This is a genomic window from Cytobacillus luteolus (assembly GCF_017873715.1).
In the GTDB taxonomy this organism is placed as follows: domain Bacteria; phylum Bacillota; class Bacilli; order Bacillales; family Bacillaceae_L; genus Bacillus_BV; species Bacillus_BV luteola.
This window is the reverse complement of record NZ_JAGGKM010000006.1, coordinates 157,438-178,505: the sequence shown is the minus strand read 5'-3', so window position 1 is coordinate 178,505 and position 21,068 is coordinate 157,438. Positions and strand designations below refer to the sequence as shown.

Annotated in this window: 20 protein-coding genes; 17 read left to right on the top strand and 3 right to left on the bottom strand. The window is 37.6% G+C overall.

Translation table 11 applies throughout. The features are described 5' to 3' along the window. Positions 1-113: 113 nt before the first annotated feature. The 4 genes from J2Z26_RS17610 (at position 114) to J2Z26_RS17595 (ending at position 3,451) form a co-directional block, all read left to right on the top strand. Complete coding sequence (locus tag J2Z26_RS17610; protein WP_193539917.1) at positions 114-773, top strand: 5-bromo-4-chloroindolyl phosphate hydrolysis family protein; 660 nt, start codon at positions 114-116, stop codon at positions 771-773. Continuing rightward, positions 770-1,957 (top strand): toxic anion resistance protein, encoded by a 1,188-nt coding sequence (locus tag J2Z26_RS17605; protein ID WP_193539916.1) that lies wholly within the window; start codon positions 770-772, stop codon positions 1,955-1,957. The genes J2Z26_RS17610 and J2Z26_RS17605 overlap by 4 nt, the downstream gene beginning before the upstream one ends. A gap of 117 nt (positions 1,958-2,074) precedes the next feature. Further along, positions 2,075-2,857, top strand: coding sequence for an SDR family oxidoreductase (locus tag J2Z26_RS17600; RefSeq protein WP_319638107.1), 783 nt, complete (start codon positions 2,075-2,077; stop codon positions 2,855-2,857). A gap of 363 nt (positions 2,858-3,220) precedes the next feature. After that, complete coding sequence (locus tag J2Z26_RS17595; protein WP_193539915.1) at positions 3,221-3,451, top strand: excisionase family DNA-binding protein; 231 nt, start codon at positions 3,221-3,223, stop codon at positions 3,449-3,451. Between the two features lie 59 nt (positions 3,452-3,510). On the opposite strand, the gene J2Z26_RS17590 is transcribed toward J2Z26_RS17595, so the two are convergent. Further along, positions 3,511-4,473 (bottom strand): D-2-hydroxyacid dehydrogenase, encoded by a 963-nt coding sequence (locus J2Z26_RS17590; protein ID WP_193539914.1) that lies wholly within the window; start codon positions 4,471-4,473, stop codon positions 3,511-3,513. Between the two features lie 84 nt (positions 4,474-4,557). Here J2Z26_RS17590 and J2Z26_RS17585 point away from each other — a divergent pair, with 84 nt between their 5' ends. Continuing rightward, positions 4,558-5,784 carry a M20/M25/M40 family metallo-hydrolase gene (locus J2Z26_RS17585; protein ID WP_193539913.1) on the top strand — a complete coding sequence of 409 codons (1,227 nt, stop codon included), beginning with the start codon at positions 4,558-4,560 and terminating at the stop codon, positions 5,782-5,784. Between the two features lie 48 nt (positions 5,785-5,832). Here the strand turns inward: J2Z26_RS17585 and J2Z26_RS17580 are convergent, their stop codons facing one another. Both J2Z26_RS17580 and J2Z26_RS17575 read right to left on the bottom strand, forming a co-directional pair. Next, positions 5,833-6,312, bottom strand: a complete 480-nt coding sequence (locus tag J2Z26_RS17580) for a hypothetical protein (RefSeq protein ID WP_193539912.1) — start codon at positions 6,310-6,312, stop codon at positions 5,833-5,835. A 7-nt stretch (positions 6,313-6,319) separates the two neighbouring features. Continuing rightward, positions 6,320-6,802 carry a Gmad2 immunoglobulin-like domain-containing protein gene (locus tag J2Z26_RS17575; protein ID WP_193539911.1) on the bottom strand — a complete coding sequence of 161 codons (483 nt, stop codon included), beginning with the start codon at positions 6,800-6,802 and terminating at the stop codon, positions 6,320-6,322. Positions 6,803-6,979: 177 nt separating this feature from the next. Between J2Z26_RS17575 and J2Z26_RS17570 the strand changes: the two genes are divergently transcribed. From J2Z26_RS17570 to nirB, 12 genes are all read left to right on the top strand, one after another. Beyond that, positions 6,980-8,629: a M20/M25/M40 family metallo-hydrolase gene (locus J2Z26_RS17570; protein WP_193539910.1), complete on the top strand. Its 1,650-nt coding sequence runs from the start codon at positions 6,980-6,982 to the stop codon at positions 8,627-8,629. Positions 8,630-8,805: 176 nt separating this feature from the next. Then, positions 8,806-9,918 carry a D-TA family PLP-dependent enzyme gene (locus tag J2Z26_RS17565; protein ID WP_319638104.1) on the top strand — a complete coding sequence of 371 codons (1,113 nt, stop codon included), beginning with the start codon at positions 8,806-8,808 and terminating at the stop codon, positions 9,916-9,918. A 17-nt stretch (positions 9,919-9,935) separates the two neighbouring features. Next, positions 9,936-10,532 (top strand): DNA-3-methyladenine glycosylase, encoded by a 597-nt coding sequence (locus tag J2Z26_RS17560; RefSeq protein ID WP_227413891.1) that lies wholly within the window; start codon positions 9,936-9,938, stop codon positions 10,530-10,532. Positions 10,533-10,694: 162 nt separating this feature from the next. Next, a complete protein-coding gene (locus J2Z26_RS17555) occupies positions 10,695-11,045 on the top strand; it encodes a lmo0954 family membrane protein (protein WP_193539909.1) in 351 nt (116 codons plus the stop codon). A gap of 30 nt (positions 11,046-11,075) precedes the next feature. Further along, positions 11,076-11,720: a PspA/IM30 family protein gene (locus J2Z26_RS17550; protein ID WP_193539908.1), complete on the top strand. Its 645-nt coding sequence runs from the start codon at positions 11,076-11,078 to the stop codon at positions 11,718-11,720. 85 nt (positions 11,721-11,805) lie between these two features. Beyond that, positions 11,806-12,543, top strand: coding sequence for a cell wall-active antibiotics response protein LiaF (liaF, locus tag J2Z26_RS17545; protein WP_193539907.1), 738 nt, complete (start codon positions 11,806-11,808; stop codon positions 12,541-12,543). After that, positions 12,540-13,583 carry a sensor histidine kinase gene (locus J2Z26_RS17540; RefSeq protein WP_193539906.1) on the top strand — a complete coding sequence of 348 codons (1,044 nt, stop codon included), beginning with the start codon at positions 12,540-12,542 and terminating at the stop codon, positions 13,581-13,583. The genes liaF and J2Z26_RS17540 overlap by 4 nt, the downstream gene beginning before the upstream one ends. Next, positions 13,580-14,212: a response regulator transcription factor gene (locus tag J2Z26_RS17535; RefSeq protein ID WP_193539905.1), complete on the top strand. Its 633-nt coding sequence runs from the start codon at positions 13,580-13,582 to the stop codon at positions 14,210-14,212. Before J2Z26_RS17540 ends, J2Z26_RS17535 begins: the two co-directional genes overlap by 4 nt. Positions 14,213-14,287: 75 nt before the next feature. Continuing rightward, entirely contained in the window at positions 14,288-15,016 is a 729-nt protein-coding gene (locus J2Z26_RS17530) for a ZIP family metal transporter (RefSeq protein WP_193539904.1), read from the top strand. 413 nt (positions 15,017-15,429) lie between these two features. Beyond that, positions 15,430-17,085 (top strand): glutamine--tRNA ligase/YqeY domain fusion protein, encoded by a 1,656-nt coding sequence (locus tag J2Z26_RS17525; RefSeq protein ID WP_193539903.1) that lies wholly within the window; start codon positions 15,430-15,432, stop codon positions 17,083-17,085. A 139-nt stretch (positions 17,086-17,224) separates the two neighbouring features. Then, positions 17,225-18,490, top strand: coding sequence for an ATP-binding protein (locus J2Z26_RS17520; protein ID WP_193539902.1), 1,266 nt, complete (start codon positions 17,225-17,227; stop codon positions 18,488-18,490). Between the two features lie 149 nt (positions 18,491-18,639). Beyond that, positions 18,640-21,048 (top strand): nitrite reductase large subunit NirB, encoded by a 2,409-nt coding sequence (gene nirB, locus J2Z26_RS17515; RefSeq protein WP_193539901.1) that lies wholly within the window; start codon positions 18,640-18,642, stop codon positions 21,046-21,048. Positions 21,049-21,068 lie beyond the last annotated feature (20 nt).

The window sequence follows — 21,068 nt, the reverse complement described above, 5'->3', positions numbered from 1 at the left end:
CGTTGTTTATTGTTAGAGATGGAAAGGTGAGCACTAATTTTATAGGAGATGAAACCATCACGACATTCCAATCGTATAGAATAATAAGAGACAAAGTCAGGAGTCGATTAACAATGAACTCATTTTTGACGTTTTTAGGTAAAATGGCAATAACTATACCAACAACGATTACAGTTTGGCTCGTAAGTTTCTTTGGATTCGACCAAACATTTGTGGCATCATCAGCCTTATCAATCCTTGGTGGGCTATTCATATTTTGGTTAATGTCCATCTATTTAAAATCCAAGTTAATAAAAAAACATAGGCTTTCAAAAAAAGAATACCGATATATCATGAAGAATTTAGAAGAAGCAAAACCAAAGATTTATAGGCTTAATAAGGCACTTATGTCCATAAAACATATTCCATCAATTAAACAACGACTCGAGTTTGTTCGTATCACGAGAAAAATGTATAGCTTATCTAAAAAGGAACCGAAAAGATTCTATAAGGCAGAGCGCTTTTTCTTCTCAAATTTAGATTCAGCTGTTGAGCTTGCAGAAAAATATGTTTTTCTTGCAAATCAGCCTAAGCGAACAAAAGAGCTTGAGCTCTCACTATATGAAACGCGACGCACTTTAGAGGATCTTCAAAAATCAATAGAGAAAGATTTATATCATGTCATTTCTGATGATATAGATCAACTTAATTTTGAAATTAATGTAGCGAAACAATCAATAAAAAGAGACGATGAGGGTTCAAAATTTCATGATGAAAGCAGGAGATTAAAATGACCGAAAATCAACCAAACCCATCCCTGTTAAAAAAGACCGGCAATGCAAATTTAATGGATGATCTTCTTGCCAATCCTTTTGGGGAAGTCAACAATACGGTGCAACCTACGATTGAAGTAAGAGAAAATAAACAAGTGAAACTGATTGACGTTATACCAGAAGAGAACAGAGCAAAGGCCTATCAATTGGCTGAGCAAATAGATCCCACAAACCATCAAGCGATGATTTCTTATGGAACACCTGCACAATCCAAGCTTCTATCGTTTTCACATAGCATGCTTGATCATGTTCAGAAAAAAGATGCAGGTGAAGTTGGAGATATCATTAATGAACTAATGAAGAAGCTACATGACGTTAATCCTGATGAGTTAAAAACCGAAAAGCCATCCTTGTTATCAAGAGTATTCGGGAAAGTAACTAGTTCTGTTCAAGAGGTATTATCCAAGTATCAAAAAACAGGTGCTCAAATTGATCGAATTAGTGTCAAGTTGGAGCATAGTAAAAATGGGTTAATGGCTGATATTGCTATGCTTGAAAAGCTATATGAGGTTAACAAGGAGTATTTTGATACGTTAAATATCTACATTGCAGCAGGTGAAATAAAGCTAGAAGAACTAAATGAAAAAACAATTCCAGCTCTTAAAAAAGAAGCCCAAAATTCAAGTGATCAAATGAAATTTCAAGAAGTAAATGATATGACACAGTTTGCTGACCGATTAGATAAACGTTTACATGATCTAAAGCTGAGTAGAGAAATAACGATTCAAAGTGCGCCACAGATTCGTCTAATCCAAAACACCAATCAGGCACTCGTTGAAAAAATACAATCGTCCATTATGACAGCCATTCCACTATGGAAAAATCAAATTGCCATTGCCCTAACTCTTATTAGACAAAGGAAAGCGGTTGAAGCACAGAAACAAGTATCAAAAACAACAAATGAGCTTCTTTTAAAAAATGCAGAGATGCTAAAGTCCAACACAATTGAAACAGCAAGAGAAAATGAGCGAGGCCTTGTTGATATTGAAACTTTAAAGAAAACACAGGCTAATTTAATATCAACTCTTGAAGAAACATTACGGATTCAAGAGGAAGGTAGAAATAAGCGTCGTCAGGCAGAGCACGAGCTCGCAACGATGGACAGAGAATTAAGACAGAAATTGCTAGATATTAAAGAAGGATAAACAAAAACCTACTTTCAGGTGGAGAGTCTTCCATTTGATAGTAGGTTTTTTCATATTAGGACATGTTTACTTCAGAAAATTAATATATTCAAAGTAGAGTGAAAGTTTGGAGGGGGGATTCTCATTACTACTAGAACCGCATTATTAACAGGTAGTGCATCAGGGCTTGGCAAACGAACTGCAATTGAATTAGCTCAAAAAGGGATAAACACTGTTATTAATTATCGGAATAGTGAAAAGGAAGCCAGTGAACTTAAGACATATATTACAGAGAACTTCGGAGTAGAGTGTACAGTAATACAGGGCGACATTGCATCAGTACGTGACTGTGAAAAAATCATCCATCATTGTATTGCAGAACATAGTCATATTGATATTCTCATTAACAACGCAGGCCCGTATGTGCATGAACGGAAACACTTAATAGATTATGACATGGATGAATGGAAATATATAATAGACGGAAATCTTAATGGAGTATTTTGTCTACTAAAATACTTCGTACCCAAAATGCGAGAGAAGAAGTGGGGCAGAATTATTAACTTTGGCTTTGAACGTGCTGACACAGCCCCAGGTTGGATCTATCGCTCAGCCTTCGCTGCAGCAAAGGTAGGACTGGTTTCACTAACAAAAACAGTCGCTCTAGAAGAAGCAAAATACGGTATTACGGCAAATATGGTGTCTCCGGGTGAAATCATCGGCCACTGGAAGGAATCAAACATCCTAGATGCCCAAGGGAAAAACGATGAAAATACCCCAGTCGGCCGACCAGGCACAGGAGAAGACATAGCCAGAACCATATCCTTCCTATGTGACGAAAAATCAGACTTCATTACAGGAAGTGTTATTCCCATTACGGGTGGGAAGGATGTCCTCTCAAAAAGGCTCGGGAGTTATTAGATAAACACACGATTTAATAGATAGTCGGAAAGACTCCGCTTATTTGGTAAATTTCACTGAAAATAGCTAAAATAGACGGAGAAATTCCGCCTATTGACTCTAAAAACATTAAATTTGGGGAGTTTGCATGGCATAAGCGGAAAAAATCCGGTTATTTAGCCCAAAATATCCTCCATTCTGAATATAACCGGAAAAACTCCGTTTATTTTACTTTCGTCGGTAACTACTTAATCAAAGGACAAGACTTCTGTCTTCAGGGGACGGTCAATGTTCAATATTGGGATACTTTGTCCTTTCTATTGTTTTGATAAAACAAATAAACTAGAATAAACCATAACCAGGCCAAAACTAGAAGGTGAATACATGTATCTAACAATAAAAGAAACCGCAGAATACCTATCCTTTCCAGAATCATACATCGAAGCATTAATCCTGGAAAAGAAAATTCGGGCTGTCCATGATGGAGAACAATACCTTATCAACAAAGAGCAATTCACAACCCACCTAGAGCAAATGGAAAAGCACAAAGCATTACTCGAAGAATTACGTAATGAACCAATTCCTGCTGATATTGATGTGAAGGATGAGGATTGAAAACCATTAGCCGCATAAAAATAACCCTCCGTACTAGATTAGTACAGAGGGTTAATCGTTTAATATCCTTTTTTATAATCAACCAAGTTAATAGAAAGTGCTTCTCCATTGATATACTTTTTTAAATTTGGAATAAGAATATTCTCCAACACTCTTTTATTGTAATTTTCAGTGGAACCTGATGTATGAGGAGTAATAATAACATTTTCAAGGTCCCATAGCGGGCTTTCTTCACTAAGTGGCTCTTTTTCAAACACATCAAGCCCTGCCCCAGCAATTTTCCCCTCTTGTAATGCTGCTATTAAATCACTTTCGATAACAATTTCCCCGCGACCAATATTTATTAAAAAAGAGGAAGGCTTCATAAGATTGAACTGTTCCTTACCAAACATTTGCTGCGTTTCTTTCGTAAGTGGTAATGTAATCACCACATAATCACAATGTGGAAGAATCTCGTTCAGTTGATCGGGTGTATACATTTCATCAACAAACTGTTCGGGCTTACCTGAATGACGTAGTCCTAAAACCTTCATTCCGAAAGCTTTTGCAATTTTAGCTGTTTCTTTTCCAATCTCACCTACACCAATAATTCCAATCGTTTTCTCATGGATTTCTAGCTTAAGGTTGTCATGATGCCACTTTTTTTCTGTTTGATTTCGAACATATGAATGAATTTTTCGTGTTAATCCGAGCATTAGGGCAAAAATTGTTTCGGAGATTGGGTAAGCATGAACACCATTGGCGCTTGTTAAATAGACATTCTTAGATTCTAACTGAGATAATGGTAGATTGTTAACACCAGCACTCCAAGCCTGAAGCCAACGTAACTTTGAGTCCTTATCAATGCTATACTCCTTCACTTCTTTTTTCCAGCCAGCAATGATTTCAGCATCCTGGAGGTGTGTCTCCCAAACTTCCTTCTCTTTTCCTACAATCAATTCCCAGTCAGGAATAATATCTTTTATTTGGTCATAATATTTTTGATCAATATCTTGAGTAATTACAATTTTTCTAGTAGACATTTGAATCCCTCCGTTTAGTATCTATTTTAACAGACTATTAGAAAAAGTTGTTATAATTGAAATAGTACATAGTAGGAGGATACGATGATGGTGGAAAAAGTCGTAAACAAGCTTGTAAGTATAGAGACAGTAAAAGAGGCTTTATCCTTTTTAAAGGAAGATAATGATAACACTACGAAAGATCAGATTGACATCACTTCAATCCCGGCACCAACCTTTCAGGAACAGGTAAGGGGAGAAGATTTTGTTAGACGCTTTAGGGAACTAGGACTTGAGAATGTTCATGTAGATGATGTTGGAAATGTGATTGGGACAAAAGTAGGAACGGGCACAGGGCCTAAACTGGTTGTCTCTGCGCACTTAGACACTGTCTTTCCAGAAGGCACAGACGTTAAACCAAAGTTAAGAGATGGTAAGATCTATGCACCAGGTATATCAGATGATGGTAGAGGGCTAGCGGTTTTATTAACCTTACTAAGAGCCTTAAATCATTCAAATATAAAGACAATAGGTGATCTTGTTTTTGTTGCAACTGTTGGAGAGGAAGGCTTAGGAGATTTACGGGGAGTAAAGGCATTGTTTCAGGAGAGGGATGACATCGATGGCTTTATCTCAATTGAGCCAGGTGAACCCAACCGCACGGTGTATCTTGGTACAGGAAGCCGTCGTTATCGCGTAACATATAAAGGTCCTGGAGGGCATAGTTTCGGAAACTTTGGTACACCAAGTGCCATTCATGCTCTTGGAAGAGCCATTGCGAAAATATCTGAGTTAGAAACACCAATTCAACCGAGAACCACCTTTAACATAGGGACCATTGATGGAGGGACTTCCGTTAATACGATAGCTGCACAAGCATCGATGCTTGTTGATATCCGATCAACATCACAGGAAGAATTAACGAAGCTAGAACAAAAGATCCTATCCGTTAGTCAGAGTGCAGCTCGTGATGAAAATCAGCGCTGGAACAAAGACGCTATTTCAGTAGACCTCGAGTTGGTTGGAGATCGACCTGCAGGCTCACAGTCTGCTGAAAGCCTAATCGTGCAAGCTTCGTTGGCAGCAGATGTTGCTCTAGGCTATAAGCCCGAATTATGTGAGCCAAGTAGTACTGATTCGAATGTACCTATTAGCTTAGGAATTCCTGCTGTTACGCTCGGAGGTGGAGGAGATCTCGGGGGAGTGCATACGCTAGAGGAGTATTTTGACCCTCAGGATGCATACGTTGGACCTCAAAAAATCCTGTTAACAGCATTAGGGTTAGTGGGAGTAGAGGATGAGACTAAGCCATTGTTAGTTAAGCTTAAATAAAAGATAAAAGTGGTACCTTGCAATATTGCTCGGTACCACTTTTTATCGTTAATCCCAACTTCTAAGTTCACCTTTTTCTCTTCGAAGCTTCATTTCACCGATGATATCTGCTCCACACTTTTCCTTAAGGAGTGGTAAAAGTTCATCCCAGACTTTTTCAAAGGGTAAAAATGGAACGGGGAATGTTCTTTTATTCTTTGTTTCAATTTGCATAATAGGTGAACCGTTTAGTTTTGCTTTCCTAATTTGGTTGATTTGACTTAAGGTAATTTGATGCCTTGTAAAACCGAAAACCTTCAGTGTAAACTGATTTTCATTTAAGATGATACGTTGGCTTTTAATGGCAAGAAACAGGAGTGTACATATCCCGATATAGATTAGACTGACCTTCAAAAAGAGAAACCAGCTTTGTAATCCGTCTTGATTGGATACGTTGATTCCTGATCCAACAATCAAAACAATCGCATAAACACTCGACATGATTTTACCAATCCCAGAGGTATTGGGGTAGTAAACTTTTCCCTTCATAATAAACCTACTCCTCACTAGGAATAAACGTAATAGGAATAGCTAATTCATTTGTAACTGTTCCATCCTTCTCGCTTTCTTCATAAAGATAAAGAGTCGCTGATGGTGTGGTGTGATCATCAAGATATACGGTGAATTCAAAGCTCCTCCATAACCCTTTACCCTCATGATCTTCTTGGTTAACCTGAACATACTCACGAACAAGCTCTTCCCCATCGTCAGCAACTAAGCGGTATGCAAATGATCCTTCATACACCTGAGCTTCACCTTTAACAGTAAAGGTATATTCAACAGAGTCACCAGGTTGTGGATATTCAACGTGAAATGCCTCATTTTGTGCGCCGTGTTCGTCAGTCGTTTCTTCATCTGTTGTGTCGTCTGCTTGATTATTTTCTGTTTCCTGTGTTTGTTCAGGTGGTGGGGTTTCATCGTTGTTACAACCTGACAGGAAAGCGAGAGCTACAATGAACATAGTAAGTAATTTATTCATTCTGATATCCTCCTTTTAAACCTAGTACCTTTATCATTTTAGGCAAACTCCAAGCAATTAAACCTAGGAAAATGTATGGAGTATTCGGATTTGAAAAGTATAATTTAAGCCTTGTATTTCAGATAGAAATAATGTACGTTTTATTCATTAGACTACCGAAATATAGGAGGACCTCAGGTGCTAGATTGTAAGGATGATATTTTGTTTTTTACGAAACAGTTAGTAAATGTTGAAAGTATTGTGAACACGAATGGAGAAAAGGAAATAGCTTCTGTGTTATATACCTTAATTTCGTCGTTTCCTTATTTTACGAACAATCCAAGTCATGTGTTAAAAGTAGAAACAAAAAATGACCCGCATGAACGGTATAATGTGTTGGCTTTTGTTAAAGGAACAAAAGGTACGAGCAACAAAACGGTAATATTGATGGGGCATATGGACACAGTCGGTGTTGATGACTTTAATCAGCTAAAAGATAAGGCTTGTAATCCGGATGAAATTGTTGAGGAATTTAAAAAGGAAACTCTACCTCAAGCTTTAAGAGAGCATGTTGATTCAGAAGAGTGGATGTTTGGCCGCGGTATTCTTGACATGAAGAGTGGGCTTGCTAGTCACCTATATCTTCTAAAATATTATTCTGAGCACCCGGAGGAACTAGAAGGGAATTTAGTGTTAGTGAGTGAGTGTGATGAAGAGGATGGCTCTCATGGAATTCTTTCTGCATTAGATGAACTGAAGAAATGGAAGGAAGAGCATGACTTCGAATATGTTGCGGCGATAAATGCAGATTTTGTGTCACCTCGCTATGAAGGAGACGATAATCGTTATATCTATAAAGGTACTACAGGTAAGCTGCTTCCTTCTTTTTTTATAACAGGAGCTGAAACGCATGTAGGATCTTGTTTTGAAGGACTTGACCCAAATTTTATTGCGGCAGAGTTAACGAGACAAATTGACTATAACCCAGACCTGTGTAATGAGGCACTCGGTGAAATAACAGTACCGCCAGTTTCGCTTAAGCAAACAGACTTAAAGCCCTCATATACTGTTCAAACAGCACTGTCTGCCTATGTCTACTATAACTTCTTTATCTTTTCATGGTCTCCAAAAGAAGTGTTAGAAAAGCTAAAGGAGCAAGCTTATATTGCCTTTGAAAATTCTCTACACCTTTTCAAAGAACGCTATAAAAAATTTAGTGAATTAAGCGGTGAGCCATATAGAGAAGTGACTTGGACACCTAGAGTTATGACGTATGAGGAGATGCACGAGCTGCTAGTGAATGAACATGGTACAGCTTACGTAAGTCATATGAAAGATTTTAAAGAAAATCTTTTACTAGATGAATCTCTTGATACTAGAATGTATGCAGCCAGAGTGGTAGAGGAAGCGTGGAAATGGATGATAGATAAAAATCCAGCAATCATCCTTTTCTATTCATCCTTATACTCACCACGAATCGAGCTATCAGGAGAGACTGAACAAGAGAGAAATCTAATTGAAGCACTTGATTATGCTGTTGGAAAAATACAACCAAGCTATCAACATCCAATTGCCATTCGTAACTTTTTCCCGTACATTTCTGATATGAGCTTTGTAGCACTTAGCGATGATGAAAAGGGGATTCAAGCTGTTTCTAACAACAACCCTGGTTGGGGAACAAAACATTATGTGAACTACCAGGACATCCGTGACATTAATGTACCGGTCATTAATATTGGTCCTTATGGAATTGATGCACATAAGAAGTATGAGCGAATGGAAAAAACATTCTCTTTAGAAGTTGTTCCTAATCTGACAAACGAAGTAATTAAAAAATTATTAACGTAATGTATAGACTACTAGAAAAGTGGTTATTCTAAAAATAAGTAAGTTATCCAATGTATTTCCCCCTTTTAACTCAACTACATTTGTGGTTGAGTTTTTTTTGTGCTTTTACTAGAAAAGGAAATTATTCCTAGGTTATCGAAATAGTATGTAAGGAATAAAGGGTAGGAGGAAAATAAGTGATTGGCCAATATTTGATGGAGCTAGATACACCAACCTTATTATTAGATAGAAACAAACTAGACCAAAATTTAGAAGAGATGTCGAGGTTTGCGGTTGAAAATAATGTACGTTTAAGGCCGCATATCAAAACACATAAATCTGTGAATATCGCTAAACTTCAACTACAAGCTGGGGCGGTGGGAATTACATGTGCGAAAATTGGAGAAGCAGAGGTGATGGCTGCTGCCGGAATAAAGGACATTTTAATTGCCTACCCAATCTCAGCTGATTTAAAAATACAGCGACTTCGAAAGCTCCTCGAAAACAATGTTGATCTTAAGGTATCGGTCGATAGTCTTGAACAATTGAAAAGCCTACAAAAAGGGTTAGAGGATACACCTTTTATGCTTGAGGTATGGATAAAGGTAAACTCTGGCCTTAACCGTTGTGGTGTCGAGCCAGGTAACGAAGTAGTAGAGCTAGCTCAAGCTATTGTGTTTTTATCCAAGTTAAGACTCGGTGGAGTTTTTACCCATGCCGGACATTCGTATGCAGCGAAATCTTCAGAGGAAATACAACGAATTGGCTTAGAGGAAGCGAAGGCAGTTGTCGAAAGTGCAGAGGCCTGTGAAAAGGTAGGAATACCGGTGCCAATCCGAAGTGTCGGTTCAACGCCAACGTATAAGTTTGCGGGCAAGGTAAAAGGTATTAATGAAATTCGACCTGGAAATGCTGTATTTTTTGATGCGATTCAGGCAGGGCTAGGGGTGAGTAATCTTGAGAGGTGTGCAGTGACTGTTTTAGGTGGAGTTGCGGGGGTTTATAAAAACAGAATTGTCTTTGATACCGGTAGTAAAACGCTTTGTTTAGATAAAGGGGCACACGGTAACAATACAGTAAATGGCTTTGGACATGTTATCCATCACCCTGAAGTTACAATCGAAAGACTCTCTGAGGAACATGGAGTTGGTATATTTGACGAAACAACTTCATTAACATTAAAAGATAAGGTTCAAATTATTCCTAATCATGTCTGTACAGTAGTGAATCAATTTAATGAATATATTGTCCATGATGGTAGTAAAGTGATCGATGTTTGGAATATTGATGCAAGAGGTATGATTAAGTAGGGGAATGGAGGGATGTTTTGAAAACAGATATAACATATAAACCCTTGGGAGTTGAATTTTTTCAACAGCCTACCATTAAATTAGCACAATCACTATTAGGGAGCTTATTAGTGAAAATAACAGATGACGGTATTGCATCGGGTTATATTGTCGAAACAGAAGCATACAAGGGGCCCGAGGATCGAGCCGCACATAGCTTTGGAAATCGCCGCACAAAAAGAACAGAGATTATGTTTGGAGAACCAGGTTACATCTATACATATCAAATGCATACACATTGCTTAGTCAATGTTGTTAGTGGAGATGTTGATAAACCAGAAGCTGTATTAATCAGGGCAGTAGAGCCACTAACTTCTATTGAATTAATGCAGAAAAGAAGAGGCATGAACGATCTTAAAAATCTTACAAACGGACCAGGAAAGCTGACAAAGGCATTAGGAATTTCTATGGAGGACTATGGCAATTCCATCATTAAACCGCCCTTGTTTATTGCTGAGGGTTTGAAGCCTGAGTTAATCTCGAGTGGACCTAGAATCGGAATTGATAATTCAGGAGAAGCTAAGGATTACCCCTGGAGATTTTGGATTAGTGGAAATAAATATGTATCGAGATAATGCGAGAGACCCACAATTTGTGGGTTTTTTTTGTTGGAGGAAAGGTCGAGTCCTACCCCCATTAGGTCCCAGGTCTTAGTGCAAATTATATCTCAGGATCATTATGACAAAAAGGATTCCAAGATAAGATAAAGACATGAAATAACTAAGGAGGAAAACAAAATGAAAAAATTTGGTTTACTACTAGCCGGAGGAATTGCAGCCATTGTCCTATTAGGTAACCTTCCCGCAGTGATTGGGTTGGCAATCAGCCTAGTCATCATGTACTACGCAGTTAAAGGATTTATGCAAACAGACTCAACTGCTAAAAAGGTTATGTGGGCAGCAGTTGGATTAATTGCTCTAGCAATCACCGCTTCAAATGTTCCAGCTATTTTTGGAATTGCAGCAGCTTATGTTTTATACCTAGTGTATAAAAACTGGAATAAAAAAGAAGTGGTTGTTACAGAAGAAAGCAATGATCCGTTCACTAACTTTGAGAAGCAGTGGGCTGAATTAAAGAAAAACTATTAAAAAACTACACAAATTAAAGGAGAGATTAGAATGGGATTATTCAATCGTATTAAAAACACTATCGCAGCAGATTTACATGAGGTTTTAGACCAAAAGGAGCAAAAAAATCCAATCTCAGTTTTAAATCAATATCTTCGTCAATGTGAGCAAGAAGTAGAGAAAGTTCGTAAGCTTGTTGAACGTCAGCATTTATTAAAGGATGAATTTACTCGCGAATATACAGAAGCAAGTAAATTAGCAGAGAAACGTAAGTACCAAGCTGAAATCGCTACGAAAGCAGGAGAAACAGAGCTTTATGAGTTTGCCTATCAGGAACAAGTTCAATATGAAGAACGCACTTCGCGTTTAAAGGAATCATTAGCAGGTGCCACGCAACATCTATTAGAGCTTGAGAAAAAATATGAAGAAATGAAACACAAATTAAAGGACATGTATATTAAACGAATGGAACTAATGGGCCGTGAAAATATGGCGAGAGCACATTATAAAATGAACCAGGTTTTAGATACTACTAGCCATACAAACAAATCAGAAGCTAGCTTTAATGAAATGGAAAGCTACTTAGATAGACTGGAGCAACAAGTGAATTCGGCTTACTATCGAAACACAATTGACTCACGTATTGCCCAGCTAGAAAAAGAAATGAAAAAAGAAGAATCTATTACTATTTCATAACCAAAACATGGTATTCTTAAGAGGCGTGGGGAACTGCGCCTTTTTAGAACATAATAAATGAGCAAAAGAAAGGAGGTAGCCTTAGATGTCAAATCACAAAAAAACAGATTATATTAGTCGGTTATCGATGATCGGGCTTGTAGTCCTGTTTATTGAGGTTACCTTTTTTAATAGTGGAGTTATTTTTTCGGGATTTGTATCGGGAGTTTTAATCTACCTTGGTAGAAAAAAGTTCAAAGGAACATTTGGAAAATTAGTCTTTTGGATAGGATGTATTAGTTTATTTTTTACAATAGCAAACATGATGACTGTTAAATTTATATTAATAGGAATTATCTTGTATTTTGTTCTTCAATATTTTCAATCAAAGAAAAATCCAGCTGTTATTAAGCCTGAGATTGAGGAGGCAACAACTGCGTTAGTTACAGAGGAGCCAATTATTAAGACGAAAAGTCTTTTTGACAATGTTTTTATCGGTCGCCAAAAAACATCGGACCATGTTTATGAATGGAACGATATTAATATACAGACAGGTATTGGTGATACAACCATTGATTTAAGTAATACTGTTCTACCAAAGGGAGAATCGATTATCTCCATTCGAAACTTTGTAGGAAATGTGGAAATCTTAATTCCTTATGAAATGGAGGCAAGTGTCTACCACTCAGTCATTACTGGATCAACTACTATTTTTCAACATGAAGAACGTCGAGTATTTAATCAAGTCTTGTCCTATCAAACAGAAGATTATAAGGGTTCTGAACAAAAAATTAAAATAGTCACCTCATTTCTAATTGGAAATTTAGAGGTGAAGCGAGTATGAGTTTAATTCAAAAGCAATTAGTGATATCGGTTTTTATCTCAATTATTTTGCTTGTTACAACCTCAGGAGTGTTCCTAACTGCCTTTCCATTAACAGATTGGGGAGATTTATGGAATCGAAAGGTCATGGACGTACCGTTTGTTATCTTTGCACCAAGTATTAGCATCTTAATAGGCTTAATGTTTGGTTTCATAACAGGGATGTTATGGAGAAATCAATTACGATCCATTTCAAATAAATTAGTAGAAGTCGAACAAGGGAAACAAATTGAAATTGATGAATTGCATCAGGATGAAGAGCTAGATCAAATCTTCAATCAAGTGAAGAAGATTAATAGACAAATGCTTGAACAAGTTAAATCATCTCAAAAGCTAGCAAATGTAAAAGCAGAAGAGCAAGAGAAGCGAATTCAAGAGATTGTCTCACAAGAGCGAAATCGACTTGCAAGAGAGCTTCACGATTCTGTAAGTCAACAGTTATTCGCTGCATCAATGGTCATGTCAGCAATAACAGAAACTAAAACGGACCCTGATAGTGCGGAAACGAAAAGACTTAAGATGGTAGAAGAAATGATTCATCAATCACAATTAGAAATGCGTGCATTATTATTGCATCTTCGTCCAGTGGCATTAAAGGGTAAATCTCTTCAAGAAGGAATGAAGGAACTACTTACAGAACTTTCTCAAAAAGTAACAATGGGGATTACATGGAAGATAGAAGATACACAACTAGACAAAGGTGTGGAAGATCATCTTTTTCGCATTTTGCAGGAATCTGTTTCAAACACTTTACGGCATGCAAAAGCTTCAAATCTAGAAGTGATTCTTATCATGAGAGATGGCATGGCAATCCTAAGGGTTGTTGATGACGGTAAAGGTTTCGATGTAGAACAGTCTAAGTCAGGCTCTTATGGTATGCAAAATATGTATGAACGTGCTCTAGAGATTGGTGGGACGTTAAAAGTAGTTAGCGTAAAAGATAAAGGCACCCGTCTTGAGGTGAAGGTGCCGATGATAAGGATTGAGGGTGAAGGACATTGATAAGAGTGGTATTCGTTGATGATCATGAAATGGTGAGGATTGGGATATCTGCCTACCTCAGTGCACAATCAGATATAGAAGTGGTTGGAGAGGCATCCAATGGTCGTGAAGGTGTGAAATTAGCTCTTGAACTAAGGCCAGACGTGATTTTAATGGATTTAGTCATGACCGAAATGGATGGGATAGAGGCTACTAAGCAAATTATTGAAAGCTGGCCAGATGCAAAAATAATCATTGTAACGAGCTTTTTAGATGATGAAAAAGTATATCCTGCCCTTGAAGCTGGTGCAACGAGCTATATGTTAAAAACCTCTAAGGCAAGTGAAATTGCAAATGCAGTCCGTTCAACCTATCAAGGCCAATCTGTACTAGAGCCTGAAGTAACGGGAAAAATGATGATGAAAATGCGAAAAAAAGAACCAACCGCTCTGCATGAACAACTTACAAACCGCGAAATGGAAATACTCCTATTAATGACACAAGGTAAAACAAACCAAGAAATTGGAGACGAATTATTCATTGCCCTAAAAACCGTAAAAGTACACGTAAGCAATATACTAGGCAAGCTTGAGGTTCAGGACCGCACACAGGCTGTCATCTATGCCTTTAAACATTCATTGGTTAAATAATTTTACAAACTCTACTACTGATATCTAATAAAATGGATAAATTATATATCAGGAAATAGTAGAGGAGCGGTACAAATGTTACAGGCAGCTATGTGGGGAGCCATTGCGGGGTCATCCCTCGTACTTGGTGCATTACTAGGTATCTTCAAAAACATCCCCAATAAAGTCTCAGCCTTTGTAATGGCTTATGGAACAGGGGTATTAATCGGTGCGGCAACCTTTGAATTGCTCACTGATGCAGTCAAAGAAGGTGGAATACTTTATCCATCACTTGGCTTTTTAGCGGGTGCCACTATTTTTATTCTTGCAGAATTAATGATTATGAAAAAAGGTGGCCACGAACGGAAACGTTCCAAAACGAGCCCCAGAGGCCATTCAGGAATGGCTATTTTCATAGGGACAATCATTGACGCAATACCTGAATCAGTGATTATCGGAGTTAGCCTAATAGAACATCATTCCGTAAGCTGGCTAATTATTATAGCCATTTTCATCAGCAATTTTCCTGAAGGCCTATCAAGTAGCATCGGATTAAAAAAGGACGGATACTCAAAAAAGAAAATCTTACTCTTATGGTCTGTTGTGATGGTCCTAGCCTCTCTAAGTTCGCTACTAGGCTATATACTCATTGACCCTGCTTCGACATGGCTAGTCACAACCATCGGAGCCTTCGCCGCCGGAGGAATCATAACAATGGTATCCTCAACCATGCTTCCAGAAGCCTTTGAAGAAGGAGGCCCCATCGTCGGATTCATCTCGGCTAGTGGACTACTATGTTCACTGATTTTGACTTACTTTGGGTGAAGGAGAAAAAGCTCTATTTTTTTAGAAAAGTGTATCAACAACATTATTAAGCTAGAGTGTATTGGAACGGAAGGCACTTGACTCCTGCGGGAAGTAGAGGAACATCCGGTGAGACCCCGCAGGCAAAGCCGAGGAGGCTCGCAATCCTCCACGCGGAAAGCAAGTGCCTGCAGTGGAAAGGAACGGTCGATTTACAAAGTGATAGCCAGGAGCTAATAAACATAGTTCAATGAGACCTACAGTAGTAAAGGTCTTTTTTGCGTTAATTAAAACGTTTATTCCCCACCTATCATGGAAAAAGTGAGAGTATAGGCGAAATTTATGCTCAGCATAGATATATCTTAATTTTTATGATATAACTACTATTATTAAATTGGTTTTGACAATGTAGGCTAGAGAAAGGTTGAGGTCGGATGGAAGAAAACAATACAACATCATCAAATTTCATAAAAAATATCATTACTGAAGACTTGAAATCCGGAAAACACAAAGAAATCATTACACGTTTTCCACCAGAACCTAATGGATATTTACATATTGGACACGCTAAATCAATCGTAATAAACTTCGGGTTAGCTGACGAATTTAACGGGAAAACAAACCTTCGTTTTGATGATACGAACCCTTTAAAAGAGGATGTAGAATTCGTTGAATCAATTAAAGAGGATGTAAAATGGCTAGGATATGAGTGGGAGGAGCTCCACTACGCATCAAACTATTTCGATGAAATGTATGATCGCGCTGTACTTCTAATTAATAAAGGTCTTGCATACGTTGAAGATTTATCAGTTGATGAAATCCGTGAGTACCGTGGGACACTAAAAGAGCCAGGGAAAGAGAGTCCTTCAAGAAGCCGTAGTATTGAAGAAAATCTTGATTTGTTCGAACGCATGAAAAACGGAGAGTTCCAAAATGGAGAAAAAGTACTTCGTGCAAAAATAGATATGTCTTCTCCTAATATTAACCTGAGAGATCCTGTCATTTATCGTATTTCACATGCAACTCACCATAATACTGGTGATAAATGGTGCATCTATCCTATGTACGCATATGCACATCCACTTGAGGATGCGATTGAAGGAATTACTCATTCTATTTGTACGTTAGAGTTTGAAGATCAACGCCCATTATACAACTGGGTTGTTGAACATTGTGAAATGGATGCGAAACCACAGCAAATTGAATTTGCTCGTTTGAATGTAACGAACACTGTCATGAGTAAGCGTAAGCTAAAGCAATTAGTTGATGAAAAGTATGTGGATGGCTGGGATGACCCACGTATGCCAACTATCTCAGGTCTTCGCCGTAAAGGCTATACACCAGAATCTATTCGTAATTTCTGTCGTGAAACAGGTGTGGCAAAAAACTATGGTGTAGTAGATGTTCAAATGATGGAGCACTTTATCCGTGAAGATTTAAAACTGAAAGCACCACGTACAATGGGTGTTTTAAAGCCATTAAAAGTTGTGATCACGAATTATCCTGAAAATCAGGTTGAAATGCTTGATGCAGAAATTAACCCAGAAGTTCCGGAAATGGGTACTCGTCAAATTCCATTCTCTAGAGAAATTTATATTGAACAAGATGACTTCATGGAGGATCCTCCTAAAAAGTACTTCCGACTGTTTCCAGGGAACGAGGTTAGACTTAAGCATGCTTATTTTATAAAATGTGAAGAAGTTATCAAGGACGATGAAGGCAATGTGGTAGAGCTTCGTTGTACGTATGATCCTGAGACAAAGAGTGGTACAGGATTTACAGGACGTAAAGTTAAAGGAACACTTCACTGGGTCGAGGCAACTCAAGCAATCGCTGCCGAATATCGAATTTATGAGCCTTTAATTCTTGATGAAGAGCAAGGTGAGGGTGAATCCTTCTTGGATAATGTTAATCCAAATTCGCTTGAAATTGTTCAAGGCTTTGTTGAACCAAATATGAAAGATGCAAAGCCACAAGATAAATTTCAATTCTTTAGACATGGCTATTTCAATGTTGACCCTAAGCATACGACTGAAGAAAAACTCGTTTTTAATCAGATTGTAAGCTTAAAGAGTTCATTTAAACTTTAATATCAGATAAAAAAGCTGTTGACTAAAATCAACAGCTTTTTTGAGTTTATTCTCACATATATCCCTGAAGAGAAAGGGGAAATGACAAGTTTTGTCGTATCTATAAGTAATACTTAAATTGCCCTGGGGGTACGCCATCATGCTTGTTGAAAAATTATTACTACACGTATTGATTATTTTAATGCCAATATTCATATATAATTTTTTCTTTGCAAAAAAGCGTTTTGGTAAGTCTCCATACTTTTGTGGTATGTTACAAGGAATTTCAGTCACCCTTTGTTTGCTTTTTTCATTTGAAGCCTATGGTCTATATTGGGATCTTCGTTATGTGCCGCTTGTGTTAGCCTCTTTATATGGAGGGCCAGTGGCAAGTGTAATCGTTTTATGTGCCTATTTTGGTGTAAGAACATATATTGGCGGAGATGCATTGCCTATTGGATACCTTAGCGGGATATTAGCTGTTATGGTCCCCTTTTTATATTCTTTTAAGTTTATGAGTTATCCCGCGAAAAAAAGAATCAGGATGGCTGTATTAGTTGGTGTATGGCCAATGCTAGTAATGCTAGCAATGCTAGGTACCCATTTAGTGATAACTGGTGATGAATCTGCTGTTAACTACGACATTATTAAAAATGTATTAATATTTGGAGCGATACAGGTAGTATCAATCTGGATTGCTTCCCGAATTAATGAGTCGATGATAGAAAATGAATTGATGAAACAAGAAATAGCAAGAGCAGAAAAGCTAAACACTTTAGGGGAACTTGCTGCTTCTATTGCTCATGAAGTAAGAAACCCCTTAACAGTAGTAAAGGGATTTCTTCAGCTTATGCATAAACAGGAAAAGGGGCAAAATCATACGTATCTCACCTTGGTATTAAGTGAGCTTGGACGGGCAGAATCAATTATTAATGATTACTTAAATTTTGCTAAGCCGCAATTTGAAAAAATTGAGGAATGTAACCTTACTGAAATACTTACAGATATATCGATATTGCTAGAACCTCTTGCAAATAAAGACGGGGTGAATCTGGAGTATTCTTTGGAAGAAGATATTTATGTCATTACAGATCGCAATCAAGTTAAACAAGCATTCATTAATCTTATTAAGAATGCCATTGAGGCAACAAATGATGGTGGATGTGTATCAGTGACCCTGAAAATAGAAAATGAGCAAGCTTTTATCCTTATTCGTGATACTGGAAAAGGGATGAGTGAGGAAGAGCTATCTAGAATAGGTACATTATTTTACACAACAAGAGATAAAGGGACTGGATTAGGGACAACGGTCTCTCTAAGGATTATTGAATCGATGGGTGGGCAAATCGACTATAAAAGTGAGCAGAATGTAGGAACAGAAGTAATTGTGTTACTACCAGCCATTCAAAAAGAGTCTTCGAAATGAAGTCTTTTTTTTCGTCAATATTGTGAAGGTGTTCACAAATTCTGATTGAATTGTGATAAATGTCACACCATAAAGCTTGCTCCCATCTTAAAATATCAATATAAACAGTTTTGTGAAATAATGAGCAAACATCGATAGGAGGACTACACATGAGCAAGAAAAAGTTAGTCTTAGTTGGGAATGGAATGGCTGGTGTTAGAACAATTGAGGAAATCATTAAGCTAGCACCTGATAAATATGATATTACAATTTTTGGGGAAGAGCCGCATCCAAATTACAATAGAATTCAATTATCAAATGTTTTACAAGGGAAGACAACGCTCCAAGGTATCATTATGAATGACTGGGATTGGTATAAAGAGAACAATATTAACCTCTTAACTGGAGAAGAAGTTTTAAAGATAGAGGAGGATAAAGTTCATTCAAAGAATCATACGGTTGATTTTGATGAGCTCATTATCGCAACTGGTTCAAAACCGTTTATCTTACCTATACCAGGTGCTACTAAAGAAGGGGTCATTGGATTTAGAACAATACAAGATTGCAAGGATATGTTTGAAACTTCTACAGCCTATAAGCGAGCAGTTGTCATCGGTGGTGGTCTACTTGGACTTGAAGCTGCTAGAGGTCTACTAGATTTAGGAATGGATGTCCATGTTGTTCATTTACCATCATATTTAATGGAGAAACAGCTAGACCCAGCTGCATCAACCATGCTGCAGAAAGAGTTAGAACAACAAGGCATCAAGTTTTTAATGAACAAACAAACCGTAGAGATAGTAGGAAATACAAGAGTTGAAGGATTAAAGTTTATAGATGGCACAAGTATAGAAGCAGATCTTGTTGTTATGGCCATTGGCATAGTACCTAATTCAAACTTGGCGAAAGAAACAGGGTTATATGTTAATAGAGGAATTGTTGTAAATGACTTTATGGAAACAAATTGTGAAAATATTTTTGCTGTCGGTGAGTGTGCTGAGCATAGAGAAGTAACGTATGGTCTAGTTGCTCCACTATATGAACAAGCAAAGGTACTCGCTGCACGTATTACAGGTAAACCAACAAAACCTTATGAAGGTTCAGTTACTGGAACTCAACTAAAGGTTGCTGGTATTGACTTATTTTCAGCAGGAGAGATTTTAGATGATCCTTCTACAAAATCAATAAAGATGCATAACGAGTTTGATGGAGTCTATAAAAAGATTTTAATCCGAGAAAATCGAATCGTAGGTATCGTTTTATATGGTGATACAAGTGATAGTACAAAGCTATTTAGAATGCTTGCTAAGAAAGAAGATATCAGCAACTTAACGAGCGTAGCCATTTTAAGTAATGGAGACGGAGGCACTACTACTTCTGACGATATTTCAACAATGCCAAGTGATGAGATTGTATGTGGCTGTACTGTAGTTACAAAAGGGACAATTGTTCAGGCGGTCAAGGAACAGGGTGTAACAAGTGTAGAAGAAGTTGGTGGTTGTACGAATGCTGGACGTTCTTGTGGACGATGTAAACCACTTATTTCTAATATCCTATCCCACACATTAGGCGATCAGTTCAAGGCTACCTCTACAAAAAAATCACTTTGTGGCTGTACAACAAATAGCCGAGAAGAGATTGTAGCTGAAATAAAGGAAAAAGGATTAACAACAATTAAAGAAGTTATGTATGTGCTTGGGTGGAAAAATGAAGAAGGATGTTCGAAGTGCCGACCAGCACTGAATTATTTCTTAGGTATGATTTTCCCAGAAGAGTATATTGATGATCGTAACTCTAGGTTAGTAAATGAAAAATTGCACGCAAATATTCAAAAGGATGGCACCTATTCTGTTGTTCCAAGAATGTATGGTGGGGTAACAAGTGCACAAGATTTAAAGAAAATTGCTGAGGTAGCAGAGAAATATAATGTCCCACTTGTGAAACTGACAGGCGGTCAACGAATTGGTTTATTCGGAGTGAAAAAAGAAGACCTGACCAGTGTATGGAAAGATCTCGATATGCCTTCAGGATATGCGTATGGAAAGACTTTACGAACAGTTAAGACGTGTGTCGGATCACAGCACTGTCGATTTGGAACACAGGATTCTATGAGTCTTGGAATAGAGCTTGAGAAGAAATTTGAAAGACTTGATACACCGCACAAATTTAAAATGGGTGTATCTGCATGTCCTCGTAACTGTGCCGAAGCTGGAATAAAAGATATTGGATTTGTAGGTATCGATGGTGGTTGGGAGATTTACATTGCTGGTAATGGTGGAACAGATCTTCGTGCTGGAGACTTATTGTGTACAGTAAAAACAAAAGCTGAAGTAATGGAGATTACAGGAGCTTTCCTTCAATACTATCGTGAAAATGCAAACTATTTGGAAAGAACATCTAATTGGATTGAAAGAGTAGGACTTGATCATGTAAGACAGCTCTTAGATAACAAAGAGATGATACAAGAGTTAAATCAAAGATTGGACACATCATTAAAACGTTACATTGAGCCATGGAAAGAAGCTGTAGAAAATAACACTGTAAAAGAAACATATTATACAAAGGTGCAACTAACGTAAAAGAGAAAGGAGTAAGTCAT

What these genes read in the sequence shown, in the direction of transcription:
- J2Z26_RS17610 (WP_193539917.1), top strand. Translation starts at nt 114, where the DNA reads ATGAACTCATTTTTGACGTTTTTAGGTAAAATGGCAATAACTATACCA.
- J2Z26_RS17605 (WP_193539916.1), top strand. Translation starts at nt 770, where the DNA reads ATGACCGAAAATCAACCAAACCCATCCCTGTTAAAAAAGACCGGCAAT.
- J2Z26_RS17595 (WP_193539915.1), top strand. Translation starts at nt 3,221, where the DNA reads ATGTATCTAACAATAAAAGAAACCGCAGAATACCTATCCTTTCCAGAA.
- J2Z26_RS17590 (WP_193539914.1), bottom strand. Translation starts at nt 4,473, where the DNA reads ATGTCTACTAGAAAAATTGTAATTACTCAAGATATTGATCAAAAATAT.
- J2Z26_RS17585 (WP_193539913.1), top strand. Translation starts at nt 4,558, where the DNA reads ATGATGGTGGAAAAAGTCGTAAACAAGCTTGTAAGTATAGAGACAGTA.
- J2Z26_RS17580 (WP_193539912.1), bottom strand. Translation starts at nt 6,312, where the DNA reads ATGAAGGGAAAAGTTTACTACCCCAATACCTCTGGGATTGGTAAAATC.
- J2Z26_RS17575 (WP_193539911.1), bottom strand. Translation starts at nt 6,802, where the DNA reads ATGAATAAATTACTTACTATGTTCATTGTAGCTCTCGCTTTCCTGTCA.
- J2Z26_RS17555 (WP_193539909.1), top strand. Translation starts at nt 10,695, where the DNA reads ATGAAAAAATTTGGTTTACTACTAGCCGGAGGAATTGCAGCCATTGTC.
- J2Z26_RS17550 (WP_193539908.1), top strand. Translation starts at nt 11,076, where the DNA reads ATGGGATTATTCAATCGTATTAAAAACACTATCGCAGCAGATTTACAT.
- liaF (WP_193539907.1), top strand. Translation starts at nt 11,806, where the DNA reads ATGTCAAATCACAAAAAAACAGATTATATTAGTCGGTTATCGATGATC.
- J2Z26_RS17540 (WP_193539906.1), top strand. Translation starts at nt 12,540, where the DNA reads ATGAGTTTAATTCAAAAGCAATTAGTGATATCGGTTTTTATCTCAATT.
- J2Z26_RS17530 (WP_193539904.1), top strand. Translation starts at nt 14,288, where the DNA reads ATGTTACAGGCAGCTATGTGGGGAGCCATTGCGGGGTCATCCCTCGTA.
- J2Z26_RS17525 (WP_193539903.1), top strand. Translation starts at nt 15,430, where the DNA reads ATGGAAGAAAACAATACAACATCATCAAATTTCATAAAAAATATCATT.
- J2Z26_RS17520 (WP_193539902.1), top strand. Translation starts at nt 17,225, where the DNA reads ATGCTTGTTGAAAAATTATTACTACACGTATTGATTATTTTAATGCCA.
- nirB (WP_193539901.1), top strand. Translation starts at nt 18,640, where the DNA reads ATGAGCAAGAAAAAGTTAGTCTTAGTTGGGAATGGAATGGCTGGTGTT.